This window comes from Burkholderia sp. MSMB1589WGS (assembly GCF_001636105.1).
In the GTDB taxonomy this organism is placed as follows: Bacteria; Pseudomonadota; Gammaproteobacteria; order Burkholderiales; family Burkholderiaceae; genus Burkholderia; species Burkholderia humptydooensis.
This window is the reverse complement of record NZ_LNJT01000007.1, coordinates 1,044,250-1,064,531: the sequence shown is the minus strand read 5'-3', so window position 1 is coordinate 1,064,531 and position 20,282 is coordinate 1,044,250. Positions and strand designations below refer to the sequence as shown.

20 protein-coding genes and 3 pseudogenes are annotated in these 20,282 nt (G+C 68.6%); 6 read left to right on the top strand and 17 right to left on the bottom strand.

Annotated elements, in window-relative coordinates; all coding sequences use genetic code 11:
* Nucleotide 1 precedes the first annotated feature (1 nt).
* The 4 genes from urtD to urtA form a co-directional block, all read right to left on the bottom strand.
* The gene (gene urtD / locus WT16_RS12885) at nucleotides 2–865 is read right to left on the bottom strand and encodes an urea ABC transporter ATP-binding protein UrtD (RefSeq protein ID WP_063533461.1); all 864 of its coding nucleotides are present in this window, start codon (nucleotides 863–865) and stop codon (nucleotides 2–4) included.
* Nucleotides 862–2,064, bottom strand: coding sequence for an urea ABC transporter permease subunit UrtC (urtC, locus tag WT16_RS12880; RefSeq protein ID WP_063533460.1), 1,203 nt, complete (start codon nucleotides 2,062–2,064; stop codon nucleotides 862–864). Before urtC ends, urtD begins: the two co-directional genes overlap by 4 nt.
* A gap of 1 nt (nucleotide 2,065) precedes the next feature.
* Nucleotides 2,066–3,694 carry an urea ABC transporter permease subunit UrtB gene (gene urtB, locus WT16_RS12875; protein WP_063533459.1) on the bottom strand — a complete coding sequence of 543 codons (1,629 nt, stop codon included), beginning with the start codon at nucleotides 3,692–3,694 and terminating at the stop codon, nucleotides 2,066–2,068.
* An 88-nt stretch (nucleotides 3,695–3,782) separates the two neighbouring features.
* Nucleotides 3,783–5,090 (bottom strand): urea ABC transporter substrate-binding protein, encoded by a 1,308-nt coding sequence (gene urtA / locus WT16_RS12870; protein WP_063533458.1) that lies wholly within the window; start codon nucleotides 5,088–5,090, stop codon nucleotides 3,783–3,785.
* Nucleotides 5,091–5,433: 343 nt separating this feature from the next.
* Between urtA and WT16_RS12865 the strand changes: the two genes are divergently transcribed.
* Nucleotides 5,434–6,762, top strand: coding sequence for an aspartate aminotransferase family protein (locus WT16_RS12865; protein ID WP_015601910.1), 1,329 nt, complete (start codon nucleotides 5,434–5,436; stop codon nucleotides 6,760–6,762).
* 69 nt (nucleotides 6,763–6,831) lie between these two features.
* Here WT16_RS12865 and WT16_RS12860 read toward each other — a convergent pair whose 3' ends face one another.
* The 4 genes from WT16_RS12860 to hemN all read right to left on the bottom strand — a co-directional run bounded on the left by WT16_RS12860 (nucleotide 6,832) and on the right by hemN (nucleotide 9,646).
* A complete protein-coding gene (locus WT16_RS12860) occupies nucleotides 6,832–7,155 on the bottom strand; it encodes a rhodanese-like domain-containing protein (RefSeq protein ID WP_006025542.1) in 324 nt (107 codons plus the stop codon).
* Between the two features lie 14 nt (nucleotides 7,156–7,169).
* Complete coding sequence (locus WT16_RS12855) at nucleotides 7,170–7,823, bottom strand: protein-L-isoaspartate O-methyltransferase (RefSeq protein WP_006025543.1); 654 nt, start codon at nucleotides 7,821–7,823, stop codon at nucleotides 7,170–7,172.
* A 107-nt stretch (nucleotides 7,824–7,930) separates the two neighbouring features.
* On the bottom strand, nucleotides 7,931–8,188 hold the full coding sequence (locus WT16_RS12850; RefSeq protein WP_006025544.1) for a hypothetical protein: 258 nt from the start codon (nucleotides 8,186–8,188) through the stop codon (nucleotides 7,931–7,933).
* Between the two features lie 63 nt (nucleotides 8,189–8,251).
* Nucleotides 8,252–9,646: an oxygen-independent coproporphyrinogen III oxidase gene (gene hemN, locus WT16_RS12845; protein WP_063533457.1), complete on the bottom strand. Its 1,395-nt coding sequence runs from the start codon at nucleotides 9,644–9,646 to the stop codon at nucleotides 8,252–8,254.
* Between the two features lie 24 nt (nucleotides 9,647–9,670).
* On the opposite strand from hemN, the pseudogene WT16_RS31120 reads away from it, so the two are divergent.
* The 4 genes and pseudogenes from WT16_RS31120 to WT16_RS12830 form a co-directional block, all read left to right on the top strand.
* Nucleotides 9,671–9,748: pseudogene (locus WT16_RS31120) on the top strand (coproporphyrinogen III oxidase); the annotation flags it as partial.
* 71 nt (nucleotides 9,749–9,819) lie between these two features.
* Nucleotides 9,820–10,149 (top strand): YkgJ family cysteine cluster protein, encoded by a 330-nt coding sequence (locus tag WT16_RS12840; RefSeq protein WP_059931351.1) that lies wholly within the window; start codon nucleotides 9,820–9,822, stop codon nucleotides 10,147–10,149.
* Complete coding sequence (locus tag WT16_RS12835; protein WP_015600981.1) at nucleotides 10,146–10,727, top strand: DUF1439 domain-containing protein; 582 nt, start codon at nucleotides 10,146–10,148, stop codon at nucleotides 10,725–10,727. The genes WT16_RS12840 and WT16_RS12835 overlap by 4 nt, the downstream gene beginning before the upstream one ends.
* A gap of 76 nt (nucleotides 10,728–10,803) precedes the next feature.
* Entirely contained in the window at nucleotides 10,804–11,634 is an 831-nt protein-coding gene (locus WT16_RS12830; RefSeq protein ID WP_006025549.1) for an undecaprenyl-diphosphate phosphatase, read from the top strand.
* A 150-nt stretch (nucleotides 11,635–11,784) separates the two neighbouring features.
* On the opposite strand, the gene trmB is transcribed toward WT16_RS12830, so the two are convergent.
* The gene (gene trmB, locus WT16_RS12825) at nucleotides 11,785–12,582 is read right to left on the bottom strand and encodes a tRNA (guanosine(46)-N7)-methyltransferase TrmB (RefSeq protein ID WP_063533854.1); all 798 of its coding nucleotides are present in this window, start codon (nucleotides 12,580–12,582) and stop codon (nucleotides 11,785–11,787) included.
* Between the two features lie 420 nt (nucleotides 12,583–13,002).
* Nucleotides 13,003–13,128: pseudogene (locus WT16_RS34890) on the bottom strand (short-chain dehydrogenase/reductase); the annotation flags it as partial.
* A 28-nt stretch (nucleotides 13,129–13,156) separates the two neighbouring features.
* Here WT16_RS34890 and WT16_RS34885 point away from each other — a divergent pair.
* Nucleotides 13,157–13,276, top strand: a pseudogene (locus tag WT16_RS34885) (AraC family transcriptional regulator); the annotation flags it as partial.
* 34 nt (nucleotides 13,277–13,310) lie between these two features.
* Here WT16_RS34885 and WT16_RS12815 read toward each other — a convergent pair.
* Genes WT16_RS12815 through WT16_RS12785 form a run of 7 tightly spaced genes read right to left on the bottom strand, consistent with a single transcriptional unit; the run spans nucleotide 13,311 to nucleotide 20,153 of the window.
* Nucleotides 13,311–14,357, bottom strand: a complete 1,047-nt coding sequence (locus WT16_RS12815; protein WP_015601726.1) for an ABC transporter substrate-binding protein — start codon at nucleotides 14,355–14,357, stop codon at nucleotides 13,311–13,313.
* Nucleotides 14,354–15,505, bottom strand: a complete 1,152-nt coding sequence (locus tag WT16_RS12810; RefSeq protein WP_059931358.1) for an FAD-binding oxidoreductase — start codon at nucleotides 15,503–15,505, stop codon at nucleotides 14,354–14,356. The genes WT16_RS12815 and WT16_RS12810 overlap by 4 nt, the downstream gene beginning before the upstream one ends.
* Entirely contained in the window at nucleotides 15,498–16,937 is a 1,440-nt protein-coding gene (locus WT16_RS12805) for an NAD(P)/FAD-dependent oxidoreductase (RefSeq protein ID WP_063533456.1), read from the bottom strand. Before WT16_RS12805 ends, WT16_RS12810 begins: the two co-directional genes overlap by 8 nt.
* A complete protein-coding gene (locus WT16_RS12800; RefSeq protein ID WP_006025554.1) occupies nucleotides 16,934–17,287 on the bottom strand; it encodes a (2Fe-2S)-binding protein in 354 nt (117 codons plus the stop codon). The genes WT16_RS12805 and WT16_RS12800 overlap by 4 nt, the downstream gene beginning before the upstream one ends.
* Nucleotides 17,287–18,081, bottom strand: a complete 795-nt coding sequence (locus tag WT16_RS12795) for an ABC transporter permease (protein WP_006025555.1) — start codon at nucleotides 18,079–18,081, stop codon at nucleotides 17,287–17,289. The genes WT16_RS12800 and WT16_RS12795 overlap by 1 nt, the downstream gene beginning before the upstream one ends.
* On the bottom strand, nucleotides 18,078–19,070 hold the full coding sequence (locus WT16_RS12790) for an ABC transporter permease (RefSeq protein WP_063533455.1): 993 nt from the start codon (nucleotides 19,068–19,070) through the stop codon (nucleotides 18,078–18,080). Before WT16_RS12790 ends, WT16_RS12795 begins: the two co-directional genes overlap by 4 nt.
* Nucleotides 19,071–20,153 (bottom strand): ABC transporter ATP-binding protein, encoded by a 1,083-nt coding sequence (locus WT16_RS12785; protein WP_006025556.1) that lies wholly within the window; start codon nucleotides 20,151–20,153, stop codon nucleotides 19,071–19,073.
* Nucleotides 20,154–20,282 lie beyond the last annotated feature (129 nt).

Below are 20,282 nucleotides of genomic sequence, written 5' to 3'. Positions count from 1 at the left end.
ATCATCGTCCGAGGTAAGACTCGATCACCGCTTCGTCGCGCTTCACCTGATCGAGCGTGCCTTGCGCGAGCACCGCGCCTTCCGCCATCACGGTCACGCGCCCCGTCTCGCCCGCGAGCGCCGCGACGAATTCCATGTCGTGCTCGACGACCATCATCGAGCACGTGCCGCGCAGCGTGTTCAGCAGCTCGGCGAGCGCCATCGTCTCGTGGTCGGTCATGCCGGCCGCGGGCTCGTCGAGCAGCAGGAGCGCGGGGCGCTGCATCAGCAGCATGCCGATCTCGAGCCGCTGCTTCTGCCCGTGAGACAGCTCGCCCGCGAGCCGGAACGCACTGTCCTCGAGCCGGATCAGCGCGAGCGTCTCCTCGATCCGCGCCTGCGCCGCGCGATCGAGCCGCGCGCGCAGCGACGCGAGCCAGCGCTTGTCGGCCGCCATCGCAAGCTCGAGGTTCTCCCACACCGGATGCTGCTCGAACACGGTCGGCTTCTGGAACTTGCGGCCGATGCCCGCGCGCGCGATCTGCGGCTCGTTCATCCGCGCGAGGTCGAGCGTCTGGCCGAGGAACGCCTTGCCCGAATCCGGCCGCGTCTTGCCGGTGATCACGTCCATCATCGTCGTCTTGCCGGCGCCGTTCGGGCCGATCACGCAGCGCAGCTCGCCCACGTCGATCGCGAGCGACAGCTTCTTCAGCGCGCGAAAGCCGTCGAAGCTCACTTCGATGTCCTCGAGATAGAGGATCGTGCCGTGCGACGTGTCGATCGCGCCCGGCGTGACGACGTGCGACGTCCCGGCCGTGCCGCTGACGGCGGGTTGATCGGCGCCGTCCGGCTGCGCGAGGTCGGGAATCATTGCGTTCTCGTTCATCGTGGCGTTGCCCGGCGCGTGACAGTTTCGACGAGGCCCATGATTCCGCGCGGCAGCACGAGCGGCACGAGCACGAAGATGAGGCCGAGGAAGAACAGCCAGTATTCGGCGAAGTACGCGGTGAACACGCTCTTCGCGCCGTTGACCGCGAACGCGCCGACGATCGGGCCGATCAGCGTGCCGCGGCCGCCGACCGCGACCCAGATCGCCATCTCGATCGAGTTGCCGGGCGACATCTCGCTCGGATTGATGATGCCGACCTGCGGCACGTACAGCGCGCCCGCGATGCCGCACAGCACGGCCGACACGACCCACACGAAGAGCTTGTACGCGAGCGGGCTGTAGCCGAGGAACATGACGCGCGTCTCGCCGTCGCGGATCGCGGTGACGACGCGGCCGAGCTTGCTCGTGACGATCGCGCGCGCGGCGACGAACGACGCGACGAGCGCGGCGAACGTGATCAGGAACAGCACCGTGCGCGTGCCCGGCGACGTGATCGCGAAGCCGGCGATGCGCTTGAAGTCGGTGAAGCCGTTGTTGCCGCCGAAGCCCGTCTCGTTGCGATAGAAGAGCAGCATCGCGGCGAACGTCATCGCCTGCGTGATGATCGACAGATACACGCCCTTCACGCGCGAGCGGAACGTGAAGAAGCCGAACGCCCACGCGAGCGCGGCGGGCGCGAGCACGACGAGCGCGAGCGCATACGCGAGATGCTCGGTGCCGCTCCAGTACCACGGCAGCCGGTGCCAGTCGAGAAACACCATGAAGTCGGGCAGATCGCTGCCGTACTTGCCGTCGCGGCCGATCGCGCGCATCAGGTACATGCCGATCGCATAGCCGCCGAGCGCGAAGAACAGGCCGTGGCCGAGGCTCAGGATGCCGCAGTAGCCCCAGACGAGATCGAGCGCGAGCGCGGCGATCGCGTAGCACATCAGCTTGCCCGCGAGCGTCATTGCGTAGGATGACAGATGAAACGCGCTCGACTCCGGGGCGGCGAGCGCGGCGAGCGGCACGCCGGCGCCGACCGCGATGCACAGCGCGACGAGCGCGAGCCACGCGCGCCGCGACAGCAGCGCGGGGCGCGGCGGCAGCCCGAGCGCGAAGCGCGGCGAAGCGGGCGCGGCCGATGCGGTCGATGCCGCGGCTGCCGCGGACGACGCGCTGCGCGCGACGGAAAGGAAATGGATCGTCGAAGTCATGTCATGCCTCCGCGCTGCGGCCCTTCAGGGCGAACATCCCTTGCGGGCGTTTCTGGATGAACAGCACGATCATCACGAGCACCGCGATCTTCGCGAGCACGGCGCCCCAGAACGGCTCGATCGCCTTGCTGAGGAGCCCGAGGCCGAAGCCGCCGAGCACCGTGCCCGCGATCTGGCCGACGCCGCCCAGCACGACCGCCATGAACGAATCGATGATGTAGCTCTGGCCGAGGTCCGGGCCGACGTTGCCGATCTGCGACAGCGCGCAGCCGCCGAGGCCCGCGATGCCCGCGCCGAACGCGAACGCATACGAATCGACGCGCGCCGTCTTCACGCCGACGCACGCGGCCATCCGGCGGTTCTGCGTGACTGCGCGCACGAAGAGGCCGAGGCGCGTCTTCGTCAGCACCGCCCACGCGATGCCGACGACGGCGAGCGCGAACGCGAGGATCGCGAGCCGGTTGTACGGCAGGATCAGGTTCTGCATCACGGCCACGCCGCCGCTCATCCACGAGGGATTCACGACCTGCACGTTCTGCGCGCCGAAGATCATCCGCGTCGCCTGGATCAGGATGAGGCTCACGCCGAAGGTCGCGAGCAGCGTCTCGAGCGGGCGGCCGTACAGGTGCCTGAGCACCGTGCGTTCGAGCACGACGCCGAGCGCGCCCGCCGCGACGAACGACACGGGAATCGCGGCGAGCGGATACCAGTCGAACGCGCTCGGCAGATAGCGCTGCACGAGCGTCTGCACGACGTAGGTCGCGTATGCGCCGATCATCAGGAACTCGCCGTGCGCCATGTTGATGACGCCGATGAGGCCGTACGTGATCGCGAGGCCGAGCGCGGCGAGCAGCAGCACACTGCCGAGCGACAGGCCCGCGAACAGCGTGCCCGCGATTTCGCCGCGCCGCTGGATCGTGTAGAGCGCGTCGAGGCCTTGCTGCGCGGCTTCGCGCACGCGCGCATCGGGTTCCGTATCGCTGCCGTCGGGACGCTTCGCGACGAGCGGGCGCAACTGCTCGATCATGTCGAGATCGCTTCGCGCGGCGACGAGCCGCACCGCTTCGAGGCGCTTCGCGGGATCGGCATCGCGCAGCGCGGCGATCGCCCACAGCGCGTCGAGGCGGCGCTTGAGCGTCGGGTCGGTTTCCTTCGCGCGCGCCGCGTCGATCATCGGCTTGACCGAAGCGTCGGGGCTCTTCAGCAGCGCGTCGATCGCGCGGCGCCGCGTGTCGACGTCGGGCGACGCGAGATCGAGCCCCGACAACGCGTTCGCGATCCTCGTGCGCAGCAGATTGTTGAGCATCACGGGCTGCGCGTCGCCCGCCCGCGCGGGGGCGTTCGTCAGCGCGTCGCGAGCGGCGTCGCCGCTCTGGATCAGGATGCGTCCCGCGTCGGTCGCGAGCGCGTCGCCGTTCGCGAGCGCGTTCAGCAGCGCGACGGCGGCGGCGTCGCGCTCGGCGGCAAGACGGTCGATCGCGGCGCTCTTTGCATCGAAGTCGTCGCCGGCGAGCGCGGCGGTGTCGGCGGCCGTGACCGCGAGCGCCGCGCGCGGCGCGCCGAGCGAAAGCGCCGCGCAGACGGCGAGCGCCGCGAGCGCACGAGCGGCGCGGCTCAAAGGCGTGGGCATCGGTAGGTCCTCGCGAAAGGGGAGAAAGCGCGCGGCGTGGCCGCGCGCGACGACGGCGCCGCGCCGTTGCGCGGCGCCTGCGCGGGCGTCAGGCGAGCGCCGCGCGACGGCGGCGCAGGAACTCGGGGATCGAGCCGACCACATCGGGCTTGCCCTGGTTGCCCGCGATGAACGGGCTCCACGGCTGCGCGCGGACCGCCGTCTTCGTCTTCCAGACGACGTTGAACTGGCCGTCGCCGCGGATCTCGCCGATCATCACCGGCTTGTGCAGATGATGGTTGCCGTCCATCGTCAGCGTGAAGCCCGACGGCGCGGCGACGCTCTGGCCGATCATCGCCGTGCGCACGCGGTCGACGTCGGTGCTCTTCGCCTTCTCGACGGCCTGCTTCCACATGTGGATGCCGACGAACGTCGCCTCCATCGGATCATTGGTTACGCGCTTCGCGCCGCCCGGCAGGTTCTGCGACTTCACCCACGCGGCGAACTGCTCCTTGAACTTCGCGTTCGCCGGACCCTTCACCGACATGAAGTAATTCCACGCGGCCAGATGCCCGACGAGCGGCTTCGTGTCGATCCCGCGCAGCTCCTCCTCGCCGACCGAGAACGCGACGACCGGCACGTCGGTCGCCTTGATCCCCTGGTTGCCGAGCTCCTTGTAGAACGGCACGTTCGAATCGCCGTTGATCGTCGAGATCACGGCCGTCTTGCCGCCTTGCGCGAAGGTCTTGATGGTCGCGACGATCGTCTGGTAATCACTGTGCCCGAACGGTGTGTAGACTTCCTGAATATCGGCTTCCTTCACGCCCTTCGATTTCAGGAACGCGCGCAGGATCTTGTTGGTCGTGCGCGGATACACGTAATCGGTGCCGAGCAGGAAGAAGCGCTTCGCACCGCCGCCTTCGGCGCTCATCATGTACTCGACGGCCGGAATCGCCTGCTGGTTCGGCGCGGCGCCCGTGTAGAACACGTTGCGCGACATCTCCTCGCCCTCGTACTGCACCGGGTAGTAGAGCAGGCCGTTCAGCTCCTCGAACACGGGCAGCACCGACTTGCGCGACACCGACGTCCAGCAGCCGAACACGCACGCGACCTTCTCCTGCGTGAGCAACTGGCGCGCCTTCTCGGCGAAGAGCGGCCAGTTCGATGCGGGGTCGACGACGACGGGCTGGAGCGGCCGCCCGAGCACGCCGCCGCTCTTGTTGATGTCGGCGATCGTCATCAGCGCGGTGTCCTTGAGCGAAGTCTCGGAGATCGCCATCGTGCCCGACAGCGAATGCAGGATGCCGACCTTGATCGGGCCTTTGCCCGAATCCGCCGCGCGCGCGAGGGGGCTTTGTCCCGCGAGCGCCATGACGCCTGCCATCGATCCGAACTTCAAAAGACTGCGACGTTTCATCGAGTTCCCCTTGCCTGTTGGAGTGTGGGCGCGCACCGGAGCGGACGCGCGGCGAACCGGTTACGCAAGGCATGTGCCAGATGCGGGCCGGCGCGCGTGCGCGCGCCCGTCCACGGGGCTTCCGACGATGCGCCGCGGTGCCTGCGGCGCCCGCGTGCGTGCATTGCGTGGGCCGTCGCGGTGCAGCGCCGTGCACGCGCGTGCTGCATGGTTGTGCATCGCGAGCCGCATGCTTACACTCTCAAGGCGAATTTCCATCGATGCGGCGCTTGGGTGTCGCATCCGTCAGCGCGCATCGCGACGCATTCCAGACATCGTTCGATCGATCTCCGAGGAGCCTTTCATGACCGAGCACGTTTCGCAGACCCCCGACCTTTCCGCGTTCTGGATGCCGTTCACCGCGAACCGGCAATTCAAGGAAGCGCCGCGCCTGCTCGTCGCGGCGAAGGGGATGTATTACACGTCGCACGACGGCCGCCGCATCCTCGACGGCACCGCGGGCCTCTGGTGCGTGAACGCGGGGCACGGGCGCGACGAGATCGTCGCCGCGATGAAGGCGCAGGCCGAGGAGATGGATTTCGCGCCGACGTTCCAGATGGGGCACCCGAAGGCGTTCGAAGCGGCGACGAAGATCGCGCGCCACACGCCGGGCGACCTGAAGCACATCTTCTTCACGAACTCCGGATCGGAGGCGGTCGACACGGCGCTCAAGATCGCGCTCGCGTATCACCGCGCACGCGGCGAAGGCCAGCGCACGCGTTTCATCGGACGCGAGCGCGGCTACCACGGCGTCGGCTTCGGCGGCATCTCGGTGGGCGGCATCGCGCCGAACCGCAAGGCGTATTCGGGCGCGCTGCTGCCGTCCGTCGATCATCTGCCGCACACGCTGAACCTGAAGGAGGCCGCGTTCTCGAAGGGGCAGCCCGCGTGGGGCGCGCATCTGGCCGATGAGCTGGAGCGGCTCGTCGCGCTGCACGACGCGTCGACGATCGCCGCGGTGATCGTCGAGCCCGTGGCGGGCTCGACGGGCGTGCTGATTCCACCGCAAGGCTATCTCGAACGCCTGCGCGAATTGTGCGACAGGCACGGCATCCTGCTGATCTTCGACGAAGTGATCACCGGCTGGGGGCGGCTCGGCGCGCCGTTCGCGTCGCAGTTCTTCGGCGTGACGCCCGATCTGCTGACGATGGCGAAAGGCACGAACAACGCGGCGGTGCCGATGGGCGCGGTGGCCGCGAGCGGCGCGATTCACGACGCGATCGTGAACGGCGCGCCGGCCGGCATCGAGCTCTTTCACGGCTACACGTATTCGGGGCACCCGCTCGCGGCGGCTGCGGCCGTCGCGACGATCGATCTGTACGAGCGCGACGGGCTGCTCACGCGCGCCGCGCGGATCGCGCCGATCTTCGAGCGCGAGATCCACAAGCTGAAGGACGCGCGCCACGTGATCGACGTGCGCAACCTCGGCCTCGTCGGCGGCGTCGAGTTGAAGCCGCGCGACGGCAAGCCGGGTGCGCGCGCGTACGAGGTTTTCGTCAGGTGCTTCGCGAAGGGCGCGATGATCCGCTATACGGGCGACATCCTCGCGTTCTCGCCGCCCCTCATCGTCGAGGAGGCGCAGCTCGTCGAGCTGTTCTCGATCGTCGCGCAGGCGCTGAAGGAAACGGAGTAGGCGGGCAGGAGAGACGAGCGGTACGCCCAGGTGAAGCGGCGCGCGCCGCCGCCGCGATGCGATACGCGCTCAGTAACGCGGCACCGAAGGATCGACGTCGCGCGACCACGCGTCGATCCCGCCTTGCAGGTTGTAGAGCTTGGTGAAGCCGCGCGATTCGAGGAACATCGCGACTTGCGCGCTGCGCATCCCGTGATGGCACACGCAGACGATCTGCGCTTCGTCGTCGAGCTCCTCGCTGCGCGCGGGAATCTGCTGCATCGGGATCGACACGCTGCCGTCGATCTTCGCGGTCGCGATTTCCCACGGCTCGCGCACGTCGAGCACGACGGGCGCGGGGCGCGCCGGATCGCGCAGCCATTCGGCGAGCGCGGTGGCGGTCAGGATCTGCATCGGCGTGAATCGTCTCAGAACTTGAAGCGCGACGGCTCGATCGCGTTGACGAGGTGGTCGACGTAGGTTTCGAACACGTCGGCGACGCGGTACTGCTTGTCGTCGATGCGCGTGATGATCTGCGCCTTCATCACCGGCCGGCCGCCGACGAACGCCGCGAGGCGGCCGCCCACCTTCAGTTGCTCGAGCAGTTCCTGCGGGACGACGGGCAGGCCGCCCGACACGCAGATCACGTCGTACGGCGCCTTCGCGGGCCAGCCGCGCGAGCCGTCGCCGAGCACGACTTCGGCGTTCGTCACGCCGTTCTTCTTCAGGTTCTCTTCGGCGAACTTCGCAAGATCCGGATCGATCTCGACCGTCGTCACGCGCTGGCCGCGCGCGGCCAGCAGCGCTGCCATGTAGCCGGAGCCCGCGCCGATCTCGAGCACGTTCTCGTGCTTCTTCACCGCGAGTTCCTGCAGGATGCGCGCCTCGACGCGCGGGAACAGCATCTTCTGGCCGTTCGGCAGCGGCAGCTCGACGTCGGCGAACGCCAGGTCGCGATACGCGGCCGGCACGAAGTTCTCACGCTTGACGACCGACAGCAGGCTCAAGACGTCTAGATCCAGTACATCCCAGGGACGGATCTGCTGTTCGATCATGTTGAAACGTGCTTTTTCGATATTCATGGTGTCATGCGGGCCGGGTCGGCCGTCAGCGAGGGGACGAAAAACGCTCGGATTGTACCAAACGGGGTCGAGGTCTTGCCTTCAGAATGCCTGCGTGCCCGAAGCGGCTAGCGCTTGCTGTTCTTGATCTGCTGCTCGAACGCGACGTCGAGCTTGCTGACCTTGCGCGGCTTCTTCGGGCCGAGGCCGTCGACGAACGCGACGAAATCCTCGAGCGGCAACGGCGCGCAGAGCTTCTCGGCGGCGCCGCCCGAGCGGTCGACGAGGTAGAAGAGGCCGCCCGGCATGCCGACCGCCGAATACTGCGGGTTGCCGGTGCGGGTTTTTAGGCGTTCGACCGCGCGGGTCGCTTGCGTGGTGCGCATCGTGCGTCAAAAACGAAAGTGCGGTGAAACCGACACTTTATCAACAACGCGGGCCGAACGCGCTCAGACGGTCTTCGAGTAGCGGCTTTCGGACGCGCCCGACAAATACGCGTCGAACACCATCGCGATGTTGCGCACGTAGAGGCGTCCGGCCGGATGAATCGTCAGACGATCGGCGCCGATCGACAGCATGCCGTCGCGCTCGAAGCCGCGCAGCGTGTCGAGCTCGCGCGCGAACTTGTTCGCGAAGCGGATGCCGTACGCGGCCTCGACGTGCGAGAACGGCAGCACGAGGTTGCACATCAGATGCGTGATCACGTCGCGCCGCAGCCGGTCGTCGGCGGACAGCGTTACGCCGCGCACGATCGGCAGCCGCTGGTCGGCGAGCGCCGCGCCGTAGCGGGGCAGATCCTTCGCATTCTGCGCGTACACGTCGCCTACCTTGCCGATCGACGACGCGCCGATGCCGATCAGATCGGCGTCCGCCTGCGTGCTGTAGCCCTGGAAGTTGCGCTGCAGCGTGCCGTTGCGCTGCGCGTGGACGAGCTCGTCGCCCGTGCGCGCGAAATGGTCCATGCCGATGTACACGTAGCCCGCGCGCGTGAGCTGCTCGATCGCGAGGCCGAGCAGCGCGATGCGCGTCGCGGGCGGCGGCAGCGCGGCGCCGTCGATCTGGCGCTGCATCTTGAACAGATGCGGCATGTGCGCGTAGCCGAACACGGAGAGCCGGTCGGGCTCGAGTTCGACGATCGTGTCGAGCGTGCGCGCGAAGCTCGACACCGTCTGGTGCGGCAGCCCGTAGATGAGGTCGATGCTGATCGAGTGGTAGCCCGTCGCGCGCGCGGCGCGCACGAGGTCGGACGTCATCTTGAGCGGCTGCACGCGGTTGATCGCGCGTTGCACGTCGGGGTCGAAGTCTTGCACGCCGAGGCTCACGCGGTTGAAGCCGATCGTGCGCAGATGGACGAGCGTCGCGGGCGACGCGGTGCGCGGGTCGATCTCGATCGAGAATTCGCCGGTGCGGTCCGACGCGAGCGTGAAGTAATCGCGCGTGGCCGCCATCAGCTCGGTTGCCTCGACGTTCGACAGGAAGGTCGGCGTGCCGCCGCCCCAGTGGAGCTGCGTGACGGTCCGTTCGGGATCGAAGAGCGCGGCCTGCAGCGCGATCTCGTGCTTCAACTGATCGAGATACGGCCGCGCGCGCTTGCGGTTGCGCGTCGCGATCTTGTTGCAGCCGCAGTAGAAGCACGCGGTCGCGCAGAACGGAATATGGAAATAGAGCGACAGATCGCTCGCCGACGCGCCCGGATCGGCCGCCGCGCGGATGTAGTCGGCGGGATCGAAGTTTTCGCGGAACTGCGGGGCGGTGGGGTAGGACGTATAGCGAGGGCCGTTCGCCGTGTACTTGGCGAGCAGGTCGGGGCGAAACAGCGCCTCGGACGGAATCGGCTGCGTCATGCTGGAAGCTTGAAGTCGTGCTCTGTGACGTCGACCAGTATAGGAACCGGCGGTTTCATTGAATTGTGTAATAACGTCGCAGCGGCGGATGGCACAATACGGCGTTCGCGCGCGACTGCCCGCTTGCCGGGCGTTTCGTGACGATTGGCGTGGATTTTCGGATATTTGATGTGATGATTGGTGAAATTGCCGCGAGTTCGAGGGAAACGTCCGCGCATGCGTGCCGCGAAGGCTGCGGCGCGTGCTGCATCGCGCCGTCGATCTCGAGCCCGATTCCCGGCATGCCGGACGGCAAGCCGGCCGGCGCGCGCTGCGCGCAGTTGCTCGACGGCGAGCGCTGCGCGATCTTCGGCCGGCCCGAACGCCCCGCGTGCTGCGCGGGGCTGCAGCCGAGCGACGAAATGTGCGGCGCGTCGCGCGCGAGCGCGCTCGCGTGGCTCGCCCGGCTCGAAGCCGACACGCGGCCCGCCGCACCGCTTGCCTCAGCAGGAGATTCAGCATGACCCACATGAGCGCGCCGGGCCGGCGCCGCTTCCTGATCGCCGCGTGCGCGGCCGCGGGCGTTACCGTGTCGCTTGCCGCGTGCGCGTCGACGTTTCCGTTCATCCCCGATCACTACACGTTCTCGCAAGGCGACGTGCAGCGCGCGGTCGCCCGCAAGTTTCCATACCAGAAGACGGTCGCGCAGGTGATCGACGTCGCGCTCGCGAATCCGGTCGTCGGGCTGCTGCCGGACCAGAACCGCGTCGCGGTGCGCCTCGATGCGCGCTTCGAGAGCCCGTTCCTGCGCGCGCCCGTCAACGGCAAGTTCACGGTGTCGGGCCAGCTCGCGTACGACGCGCCGAGCCGCTCCGTCGTGCTGAAGGCGCCCGCCGTCGATAGCGTGAACGTCGACGGCGATGCGCAACTGTACACGCAGCAGATCAGCGCGGCGGCGGGCCTGCTCGCGACCCAATTGCTGACCAACTATCCGATCTACACGTTCAAGCCGGAGCAACTGCAATTTGCCGGCGTGAATTACGAACCCGGTACAATCACAATTCTTACAAACGGCATACGCGTGGCGATCGTCGAGAAATGACGTCGCGCCGCGCGCGGCCGGAGCGGCCGCGGCGGTTTCGTGGCCTCGGTTGATTCACTTCGGAAGCGGGCCACGGATGGACTGGATACTGATTTGCAAAGCGCTGGCGCTCGGCATCGTCGAGGGGCTGACTGAATTCCTGCCGGTATCGAGCACCGGCCACCTGATCGTCGCGGGCAGCTTCCTGCGCTTTCATCCTGAGCAGGCGAAGACATTCGACGTCGTGATCCAGTTCGGCGCGATTCTCGCGGTGTGCTGGGAATATCGCCGCAGGATCGTCGACGTCGTGACCGGGCTGCCCGCGCAGCGCGAAGCCAGGCGGTTCACGATGAACGTCGTGATCGCGACGATCCCGGCGGTCGCGCTCGCGCTGCTGTTCGAGAAAACGATCAAGTCGGTGCTGTTCGCGCCGGTGCCCGTGGCCGTCGCGCTCGTCGTCGGCGGCGCGGTGATCCTGTGGGTGGAGGGGCGGCAGCGCGAGCGGGGCGAGCCGGCGCGCGTGCAGTCGATCGACGCGCTGACGCCGCTCGATGCGCTGAAGGTGGGCCTCGCGCAGTGCTTCGCGTTGATCCCGGGGATGTCGCGATCCGGCTCGACGATCATCGGTGGAATGCTGTTCGGCCTCGAGCGGCGCGTCGCGACCGAATTCTCGTTTTTTCTCGCGATTCCGGTGATCTTCGGCGCGACGCTGTACGAAACCGCGAAGGACTGGCGCGCGTTCAACGTCGATTCGGTCGGGCTGTTTGCGATCGGGCTCGTCGCCGCGTTCGTCAGCGCGTTCGCGTGCGTGCGCTGGCTGCTGCGCTACGTGGCGTCGCACGATTTCACCGTGTTCGCGTGGTATCGGATCGTGTTTGGGCTGTTCGTGCTGCTCGTCGGGTATAGCGGCTGGATCGAGTGGACCTGAAGTCCGGCGTTCCGGCGGCCGTTCTGCTGCGACGCATTGCCCGGATATTCGTCGATCGCGGCGGCGAGCGTGCCGCCGCCGTTGCGGGCTTTCAGTTCGACCGGCGGCCATGCCGGTCGACGCCGCGCCTAGCGCGCGCGGCGTCGCGCGTCAGTCCGCGCGCTTCTTCCTGAACACGAGATCCCATACGCCGTGCCCGAGCCGCAGACCGCGGCGCTCGAACTTCGTCACCGGACGATAGTCGGGGCGGGGCGCAAAGTCTCGCGCGGTGTTTTCGAGCGACGGCTCCGCGCTCAGCACATCGAGCATCTGCTCCGCGTAGTTCTGCCAATCGGTCGCGCAATGCAGGTACGCGCCCGGCTTGAGCCGGGCCGCGAGCTGCGCGACGAATGCCGGCTGGATCAGCCGGCGCTTGTGATGGCGCGCCTTGTGCCACGGGTCCGGGAAGAAGATGTGCACGCCGTCGAGGCTGCCGGGCGCGATCATGTGCTCGAGCACTTCGACCGCGTCGTGCTGGACGATCCGGATGTTCGACAGTCGCTGCTCGCCGATCAGCTTCAGCAGCGCGCCGACGCCCGGCTCGTGCACCTCGACGCCGATGAAGTCGTCGCCCGGGCGAAGCGCGGCGATCTCGGCCGTCGACGCGCCCATCCCGAAGCCGATCTCGAGCACGCGCGGCGCGCGATGGCCGAAGATCGCGTCCCAGTCCGGCAGTGCGTTGTCGTATGGGACGACGAAGCGCGGGCCGAGCTCGTCGATTGCGCGGCGCTGGCCAGTGGACACGCGGCCGGCGCGCGTGACGAAGCTGCGGATGCGGCGCAGATGAAGCGGGTTCGATTCGTCGTCGGCGTGGCCGGTGGCCTGAGCGGCGTCGGTTGCCGAAGCGGGGGCGGCGTCGTTGGCGTCGTCGTGCGGCACGCCAGGGGCGTTCGGGTCGTCGTGGGTCATCGTGACAATGAAAGGCGAGGGGCGGGCCGGATGCGCGGCGCGCGACGGCGTCGCGTTCGACGGGCCGCCCGTACTGCGTATGAAATACGAAAAAGCCGCCTTCGACGAGGCGGCTTCGCATGCTCCGGCGACGGAGGGCATCCATAGCCGGGGAGGTGGAACGGGCGATGGGAACATAACGCTGCACCCAACCCATTGATTCAAAAACAGTTTCTTTCTGTTCGCTCAATGGGGCAAGGCCGTATTATGTACCGGCCGGTCCTTTTTCGGCAAGTCAGGCTGTCTGCTGACATCCATCGACGGCCACTCACTGCGGCCAAGGCTTGCTTGGTCTGCATCTCAGGATGCGGACCGAGAGCAGGTTCTCGCGGTTCATGTCAGCGGCGAATTCAAACTATCGGCATTGCAGCGAATGCAGCTTCAGCTTCGGGGCCGGCTCGCCTTGGACCAGCTCACGGCGTCGGCCCCGGCCGGGATTCGCAGGGGGCTCGACGGATCGTTCGCCGGGCGCCACACCGCTTCGGCCACGTCCTGCGCGTGCGTGATAAGGCTCGCGTACCGTTGCGATCGGGACGAACTCGGGCGCCGCAACGAAGGCCGTGCCGCCGAGATAGCGCAGCGGGTTGGCTACAGTTCCGCCAGCACCTTCGGCGTCGCCTTCACGCGACACGTCGGCCGGCCGCCTATACAGTAGGCGCGCGAGGAGCGGGTGGCCGGGGCCATCCCGCTTACCGCTCGATCTGCCGATTCCAGCGCGTATCCCACTGCGCGCGGCGCGCGTTGATCGCCGTCCAGTCGACCACCGTCACCTTGCGCACGAGATCGTCGACGTTGCCCAGGCTCTGCTGCATCGCCGCCGGCATCTTCGCGAGACGGTTGGTCGGGATCTGCTTGCCGGCTTCGGCGGCCTTCGTCTGTGCCGGCGCGGACAGCAGGAACTGCGCGAGCTTCTGAGCCAACTGCGGATCGGGATTGTTCGCGACCACGCATAGATCGACGAGCAGCAGCACCGGCCCTTCCTTCGGGTTCACATACGCGACCGGGATGCCCTTGTCCTGCAGGTCGCCGACGGCCGTCGGCGTCAGCGGGAACAGCCCGGCTTCACCCGTCTGCACCATCTCCGAGATCTTCGCCGAGTTCGGGATGTATTCGACGACGTTCGGCCCGACCGTGCTCGGCCACTTGCTGAAGCCGGGCTCGACGTTCTGCTCGTTGCCGCCGAGCAGGCGGTTGATCGCGAGGAAGCCATGCAGCCCGAACGTGCTGCTCGACGCGGACTGGAACACGACCTTGCCCTTGTATTTCGGGTCGGCGAAATCCATCCACGAAGCCGGCGGCGTCCAGCCTTTCTCCGCGAACAACTTCTTGTTGTATGCGATGCCGGTCATGCCGAGTTGCACGCCCGCGCCGACGTCGTCCTTCATCCGCGCGAACGGATACAACTCCTTCAGCGCCGGCGAATCGTCGAGCTTCTGACACACGCCGAGGCTGACCGCGCGCGCCATCACGCCGTCGTCGAGGAACGCGACGTGGATTTGCGGCTTGTTGCGGTTCGCGAGCAGCTTCGCGAGCACGTCCGACGACGTGCCGGGCACGATGACGACCTTTACGTTGTTCGCCTTCTCGAAGTCGGGCAGCACCTGGCTCGTGTAGGCCTTTTCCATCGGTCCGCCGTTCATGCCGACGTAGATCGTCTTCATTTGCGCGAACGCAGGGGCGCTGACGCACGTTACGCAAAGCGCGGCGGCGGCCGCGATCGTCCGGAGCAGTTTCATCGTTGGGTCTCCTCATGAGGGAAAGAGGCGGTCGGCGCGGCTTGCGGCGCAAAGCGGCCGATCGAGAATGCGTCGAGCGGCGTGGCGGTTTCGCCTGTCGTGACGAGATCGGCGAGCGCGTCGCCGACGCCCGGCGCGAGCAGGAAGCCGCCGCCAGAAAAGCCGAATGCATGCAGCAGGCGCGGCGTCGTGCCGCTCGCGCCGATGATCGGGTTGTGATCGGGCGTGCAGCCTTCGACGCCGCTCCACGTGCGGATCAGCAGCGCGTCGCGTAGCGCGGGCAGCAGCGCGCACGCGTCGCGCATCACGGCGCGCGTCGTGTCGACCGACGGCTGGCCGAATTCGCCGTCGCCGCGTCCGCGTCCGCCGCCGATCACGCAGTTGCCGCGCGCGACCTGCCGCGCGTAGACGCCGCCGCCGTACACGCCGAGGTTGTGCGCGATGAACGGCGGCAGCGGTTCGGTCACCCACATGTTCGGATAGATCGGCTCCATCGGCACGGCTTCGCCGAAGCGTGCCGCGATCGCGTTCGCCCAGGCGCCGGCCGAGTTGATCAGCCACGTCGCGGTGCACGCGCGGCCGGCCGCATGCAGATGGAAACGTGCGCCGTCGTGCCGGACGTCGTCGACGCTCGTGTGCTCGAACACGTCCGCGCCCGCCGAGCGGGCCGCGCGCGCGAACGCGGGCGATACGACGCGCGGGTTCGCCTGGCCGTCGGTCGCGCACAGCGAGCCGCCGAGCGCCGCGCGGCCGAGCCACGGATAGCGGCGGCGGAACGCGTCGCCGCGCATCACCCGCAGCGGCAGCCCGTGCTCGCCGGCGAGCGTTGCGTACGCGTCGAGCGCGTCGAGGTCGGCGTCGCTGCGCGCGAGCCGCAAGTGGCCCGACACGATGAATTCGCCGTCGATGCCGATCAACTCGGGCAGACGATCCCAGATGCGCCGCGCGCGCAGCGCGAGCGGCAATTGTTCGACCGGGCGGCCCTGGCAGCGCACGCCGCCGTAGTTCACGCCGCTCGCCTGCGCGCCGCAGTCGCGCCGCTCGAACAGCCCGACGCGCAGGCCGCGCCGGGCCAGCGCAAGCGCGGCCGCCGCGCCGACGAGGCCGCCGCCGACGATCGCGACGTCGTAATGCCGGGTCTCACTCATCGCGCGCCTCGTCCGGAATCGCCGCGACGTCGTCGCCCGCGAGCGCGGCCGCGATCGGAAACGGCTTCACGGGCGGCTGCGCGCGCAACCGGCCGACGTCGGCGAGCGGCCGGCCGGTTTCGGCGGCCAGCACGAGCGCGGCCGCGTCGCCGCACATGCGGCCCTGGCAGCGGCCCATCCCGACGCGCGTCAGCGCCTTCAGCCGGTTGAGCTCGGCCGCTTCGCCGCCACGGATGCAGCGCCGCAGCGCGCCCGCGTCGATCTCCTCGCAGCGGCACACGATCGTATCGTCGGGGCAGCGCGCGGCTTCCTCGGCGGGCGGTGCGAACGCCGCTTCGAGGCCCGCGCGGAATGCGCCGATGCGAGCAAGCGTGCGTTCGAGCGTGGCCGCATCGGGTTTGCCGGACAGCGACGGAGACGCAGACGCGATGCCGGCGTCGTCAAGCAACGCGAGCGCCGCGCGCCGGCCCGACGCCTCGGCCGCGTCGGCGCCTGCGATGCCCGCGCCGTCGCCCGCGACATAGACGCCGCGCACCGACGTGCGGCCGGCTGCGTCGCGTTCGGGCAGCCATGCGCGATTGACCGGATCGAAACGGAACCGGCAGCCGGCGAGATCGGCGAGTTGCGTTTCCGAACGCAGACCGAAGCCGAGACCGAGCGCATCGCAGTCGAGCACGCGCGGCGGCGCTTCGTTGCCGGACGCGCGCCATGCGAGCCCCGTCACGTGCTGTTCGCCGAGCACGCGTTCGAGCGCGACGCCCGTTTCGATCGCGACACCGTGCGCGTGCAGCCAGCCGATGTAATAGAGGCCCTTCGCGAACGTCGACGGCATGCGCAGCAGCGCCGGCGCGGCGGCAGCCTGGCGGCGCAGCGGGCTCGTGTCGAGCACGGCCACGACGTGCGCGCCGGCCTTCGCATACTGATAGGCGACGAGATACAGCAGCGGCCCCGTGCCCGCGAACACGATGCGCCGGCCGATCGCGCAGCCCTGCGCCTTCAGCGCGACCTGCGCGCCGCCGAGCGTGTAGACGCCCGCGAGCGTCCAGCCCGGCACGGGCAGCATGCGGTCGGTCGCGCCGCTCGCGACGATCAGGTGCGAGAACGGCACGGTCACTTCGTGGCCGTCCTGCAGCGTGTCGACGCGGCCCGCGCCGCATGCCCACGCGAGCGTGTCCGGCCGATAGTCGACGTGCGGCAACAGCGCGGCCATCGTCCGGTGCACCGCATCGGCCTTCGCGGCTTCGAAGCCGTACAGCGTGCGCTTGCCGCGCGCGAAGCCGCCGTCGGCAGGCGGTTGACGGTAGATCTGGCCGCCCCAGCACGCGTTCTCGTCGATGACGACAGGGCGCAGCCCCGCGTCGACGAGCGCCTCCGCCGCGCGCACGCCGGCCGGCCCCGCGCCGACGATCACCGGTTGCAGCGCGTCGTTCATCGCGCGTCTCCGGTGATGGGCGGCCGCGCGCCGGTGAGAATCCGCATGCCGTCGGCGATCGGCGTCGAACAGGCGCGCACGCGCGCGCCCGCCTCGGTGCGCACCCAGCAGTCCTGGCATGCGCCGATCAGGCAGAAGCCCGCGCGCGGCTGGCCGCCGAATTCGCTCACGCGCACGCGGCGCTGCGCGACGAGGATCGCGGTGAGCACGGTGTCGCCGGCGAGCGCGTGCGCGGGGCGGCCGTCGAGCGTGAACGCGACGTGCGCACGCTCGCGCTCGGCGATGCGCACGAACTGCGCGCCGTCGGCCGTGGCTTCGGACGTGGTGGAACGGGAAACGGGAGTCGACATCAATGTTGACCGATCAGGATGCGGTTCAGGCCGTACACGCGATCGAGCAGCAGCATCGCGCCGGCGGTGATGAAGATGACGAGCGCCGACACCGACGCCATCATCGGGTCGATCGACTCGGTCGCATACATGTACATGCGCACGGGCAGCGTGACCGTTTGCGGCGACGTGATGAAGATCGACATCGTCAGTTCGTCGAAGCTGTTGATGAACGCGAGCAGCCAGCCGCCCGTGATGCCGGGCACGATCATCGGCAGCGTGATGCGGCGCAACGTCGTCCACGGGTCCGCGCCGAGCGAGCAGGCGGCCTGCTCGACGCTGCGGTCGAGGCCCGCGACGGACGCGAGCACGAGCCGCATCACGAACGGCGTGATCACGATCATGTGCGCGAGCACGAGCCACGCGAACGAGCCGGTCGCGCCGATCAGCGCGAAGAAGCGCAGCAGCGCGATGCCGAGCACGAGGCCGGGGATCACGAGCGGCGACAGCAGCAGGCCGTTCAGGAATGCGCGGCCGGCAAACGTCGCGCGGCCGATCGCAAGGCCGGCGGGCAATGCGATCGCGAGCGACAGCGTCGCCGATGCGAACGCGAGCTTCACGCTGTTGACGAACGCGGTGACGAAGTCGGGGTAGTCGAGGATCGCGCGGAACCAGCGCAGCGACAGCCCGTGCGTGGGCAGCGTCAGCGTTTCGTCGGGCGTGAACGCGACGAGCACGACGATCGCGAGCGGCGCGAGCACGAACGCCATCACGAGCGTGTGGAACGCGAGGGCGAAGGGGCCGTTCTTGCTCATCGGGAGGCGCCCCCGAGGCTGCGCGCGTAGCGGCGTTCGAGCACGCGGTAGTAGGTGAGCATCACGATGAGGTTAGCCACCAGCAGCAGCACCGCGATCGTCGCGCCGAGCGGCCAGTTCAGCGAGCCGAGGAATTCGTCGTAGACGGCCGTGGCGGCGACCTTCAGCCGGCGCCCGCCGAGCAGGCCGGGGATCGCGAACGCACTTGCCGACAGCCCGAACACCATCAGGCTGCCCGACAGCACGCCCGGCACGAGCTGCGGCAGCACGATGCGGCGCAGCGTCGTGAACGGCGACGCGCCGAGCGACAGCGCCGCGTGCTCGGTCTGCGGATCGAGGCGCTGCAGCGCGGTCCATACGGGAATCACCATGAACGGCAGCATGACATGCACGAGCGCGATCACGATCGCGAAGGTCGTGTATTCGAGCTTGTACGGCCCAAGGCCGGCGAGCCCGAGCGCCTGGTTCACGAGCCCGTTCGTGTTCAGCAGCATGCTCCAGCCGAATGCGCGCACGACGACCGACACGAGCAGCGGCGCGAGGATCGCGAGCAGGAACAGCGAGCGCCACGGGTCGCGCATTTTCGACAGCACCACCGCTTCCGGCGTGCCGATCGCGACGCAGATCGCCGTCGTCAGCGCGGCGATGCCGAACGTGCGCGCGAAGATCGTGTGGAAGTAGGACGCGCCGAGCACTTCCGCATAGTTGCGAAGCTGGAACGCGGCGATCGGGCCCGTGGCCGGGTCGAAGCGGTAGAACGTGAGCACGAACGTCATCGCGAGCGGCACGAGCACGAGCGCGGCGAACAGCGCGAACGCGGGCGCGCACATCAGCCACGGCGGCGCATGCGCAGACCCTGTCGCACGCAGTGCGCGCGCGGCGGCGACGCGTGCGGGCACGAGGGCAGGTGCGGCATCCGCGGCGGCGGCCGGGCGCGCAAGGCCGGCCGGCGCGCCTTCGGACGGCAACGGGCGGGAAGGCTGTCGCATTCAGGCCTCCCGGCGCATCACGCGCACCGCGTCGCTGCGCCAGTCGACGCCGACCGGCGCGCCTTCCGCGAGCGGCTCCGCGCCTTCATTCTGGCAGCACACGAGCACCTCACCGAGCGCGCTGTCGACGCGATATAGCCACTGGCTGCCGAGGAAGAAGCGGCTCGTGACGGTCGCCGCGAAGCGGCCCGCGCCTGGCGCGCACAGCCGCAGCTTCTCGGGGCGGATGCACAGCGACACGGCGTCGCCGACGCGCACGTCACGCTCGCGCGGCGGCAGGTGCGCGGTGCGGCCCGTTTCGGCGAGATCGTGCCCGAGGTCGATGCGGATCGCGTCGCCATCGTGCGCGACGACCGTGCCGGGCAGCAGGTTCGCCTTGCCGATGAACTGCGACACGAAATGGTTTTCCGGGCGTTCGTACGCGTGATAAGGCGTGTCGATCTGCGTGATGCGGCCCGCTTCCATCACGACGACGCGGTCGCTGATCGACAGCGCTTCCGACTGGTCGTGCGTGACCATGATCGTCGTCGTGCCGATCTTGCGCTGGATCGCGCGCAGCTCGAACTGCATGTCCTCTCGCAGCTTCGCGTCGAGGTTCGACATCGGTTCGTCGAGCAGCAGCACGGGCGGCTCGATCACGACGGCGCGCGCGATCGCGACGCGCTGCCGCTGGCCGCCCGACAGCTCGCGCGGGAAGCGGTGCGCGAGCGTGTCGAGGCGCACGAGCGCGAGCGCGGCGCGGATGCGCTCGGCGCGCTCGGCCTTGTCGACGCCGCGCATGTCGAGGCCGAAGCCGACGTTCTCCGCGACGCTCATGTGCGGAAACAGCGCGTAGCTCTGGAACACGATGCCGAGCCCGCGGCGGTTCGGCTTCATCCGCGTGATGTCCCGCCCGTCGAGCGCGATGCGTCCGCGCGTCACGTCGACGAAACCGGCGATCATCTGCAGCGTCGTGGTCTTGCCGCAGCCCGAGGGGCCGAGCAGCGACACGAACTCGCCTTTTTCGACCGACAGGTTGACGTCGGCCACGGCGACGAGCTTGCCGAACGATTTCGTCAAGTCGGTTAGCGTGAGAAACGACATGGGGCGCTCCGGATTCGCGCATCGTGCGGCCGATGCGTCGTTGACGCGGACTCTAGCCAGCCATATTTCGGAGCGTCAATTTCGAATTCTGCTGAACGGGAGGAATTTTTGGAAAATTCCGGTGATCGG

What these genes read in the sequence shown, in the direction of transcription:
- urtB (WP_063533459.1), bottom strand. Translation starts at nt 3,694, where the DNA reads ATGCCCACGCCTTTGAGCCGCGCCGCTCGTGCGCTCGCGGCGCTCGCC.
- WT16_RS12785 (WP_006025556.1), bottom strand. Translation starts at nt 20,153, where the DNA reads ATGTCGTTTCTCACGCTAACCGACTTGACGAAATCGTTCGGCAAGCTC.
- WT16_RS12800 (WP_006025554.1), bottom strand. Translation starts at nt 17,287, where the DNA reads ATGTCGACTCCCGTTTCCCGTTCCACCACGTCCGAAGCCACGGCCGAC.
- WT16_RS12840 (WP_059931351.1), top strand. Translation starts at nt 9,820, where the DNA reads ATGATTGGTGAAATTGCCGCGAGTTCGAGGGAAACGTCCGCGCATGCG.
- WT16_RS12790 (WP_063533455.1), bottom strand. Translation starts at nt 19,070, where the DNA reads ATGCGACAGCCTTCCCGCCCGTTGCCGTCCGAAGGCGCGCCGGCCGGC.
- WT16_RS12835 (WP_015600981.1), top strand. Translation starts at nt 10,146, where the DNA reads ATGACCCACATGAGCGCGCCGGGCCGGCGCCGCTTCCTGATCGCCGCG.
- urtD (WP_063533461.1), bottom strand. Translation starts at nt 865, where the DNA reads ATGAACGAGAACGCAATGATTCCCGACCTCGCGCAGCCGGACGGCGCC.
- hemN (WP_063533457.1), bottom strand. Translation starts at nt 9,646, where the DNA reads ATGACGCAGCCGATTCCGTCCGAGGCGCTGTTTCGCCCCGACCTGCTC.
- WT16_RS12850 (WP_006025544.1), bottom strand. Translation starts at nt 8,188, where the DNA reads ATGCGCACCACGCAAGCGACCCGCGCGGTCGAACGCCTAAAAACCCGC.
- WT16_RS12860 (WP_006025542.1), bottom strand. Translation starts at nt 7,155, where the DNA reads ATGCAGATCCTGACCGCCACCGCGCTCGCCGAATGGCTGCGCGATCCG.
- WT16_RS12805 (WP_063533456.1), bottom strand. Translation starts at nt 16,937, where the DNA reads ATGAACGACGCGCTGCAACCGGTGATCGTCGGCGCGGGGCCGGCCGGC.
- WT16_RS12865 (WP_015601910.1), top strand. Translation starts at nt 5,434, where the DNA reads ATGACCGAGCACGTTTCGCAGACCCCCGACCTTTCCGCGTTCTGGATG.
- WT16_RS12815 (WP_015601726.1), bottom strand. Translation starts at nt 14,357, where the DNA reads ATGAAACTGCTCCGGACGATCGCGGCCGCCGCCGCGCTTTGCGTAACG.
- WT16_RS12810 (WP_059931358.1), bottom strand. Translation starts at nt 15,505, where the DNA reads ATGAGTGAGACCCGGCATTACGACGTCGCGATCGTCGGCGGCGGCCTC.
- WT16_RS12855 (WP_006025543.1), bottom strand. Translation starts at nt 7,823, where the DNA reads ATGAATATCGAAAAAGCACGTTTCAACATGATCGAACAGCAGATCCGT.
- WT16_RS12795 (WP_006025555.1), bottom strand. Translation starts at nt 18,081, where the DNA reads ATGAGCAAGAACGGCCCCTTCGCCCTCGCGTTCCACACGCTCGTGATG.
- urtC (WP_063533460.1), bottom strand. Translation starts at nt 2,064, where the DNA reads ATGACTTCGACGATCCATTTCCTTTCCGTCGCGCGCAGCGCGTCGTCC.
- trmB (WP_063533854.1), bottom strand. Translation starts at nt 12,582, where the DNA reads ATGACCCACGACGACCCGAACGCCCCTGGCGTGCCGCACGACGACGCC.
- urtA (WP_063533458.1), bottom strand. Translation starts at nt 5,090, where the DNA reads ATGAAACGTCGCAGTCTTTTGAAGTTCGGATCGATGGCAGGCGTCATG.
- WT16_RS12830 (WP_006025549.1), top strand. Translation starts at nt 10,804, where the DNA reads ATGGACTGGATACTGATTTGCAAAGCGCTGGCGCTCGGCATCGTCGAG.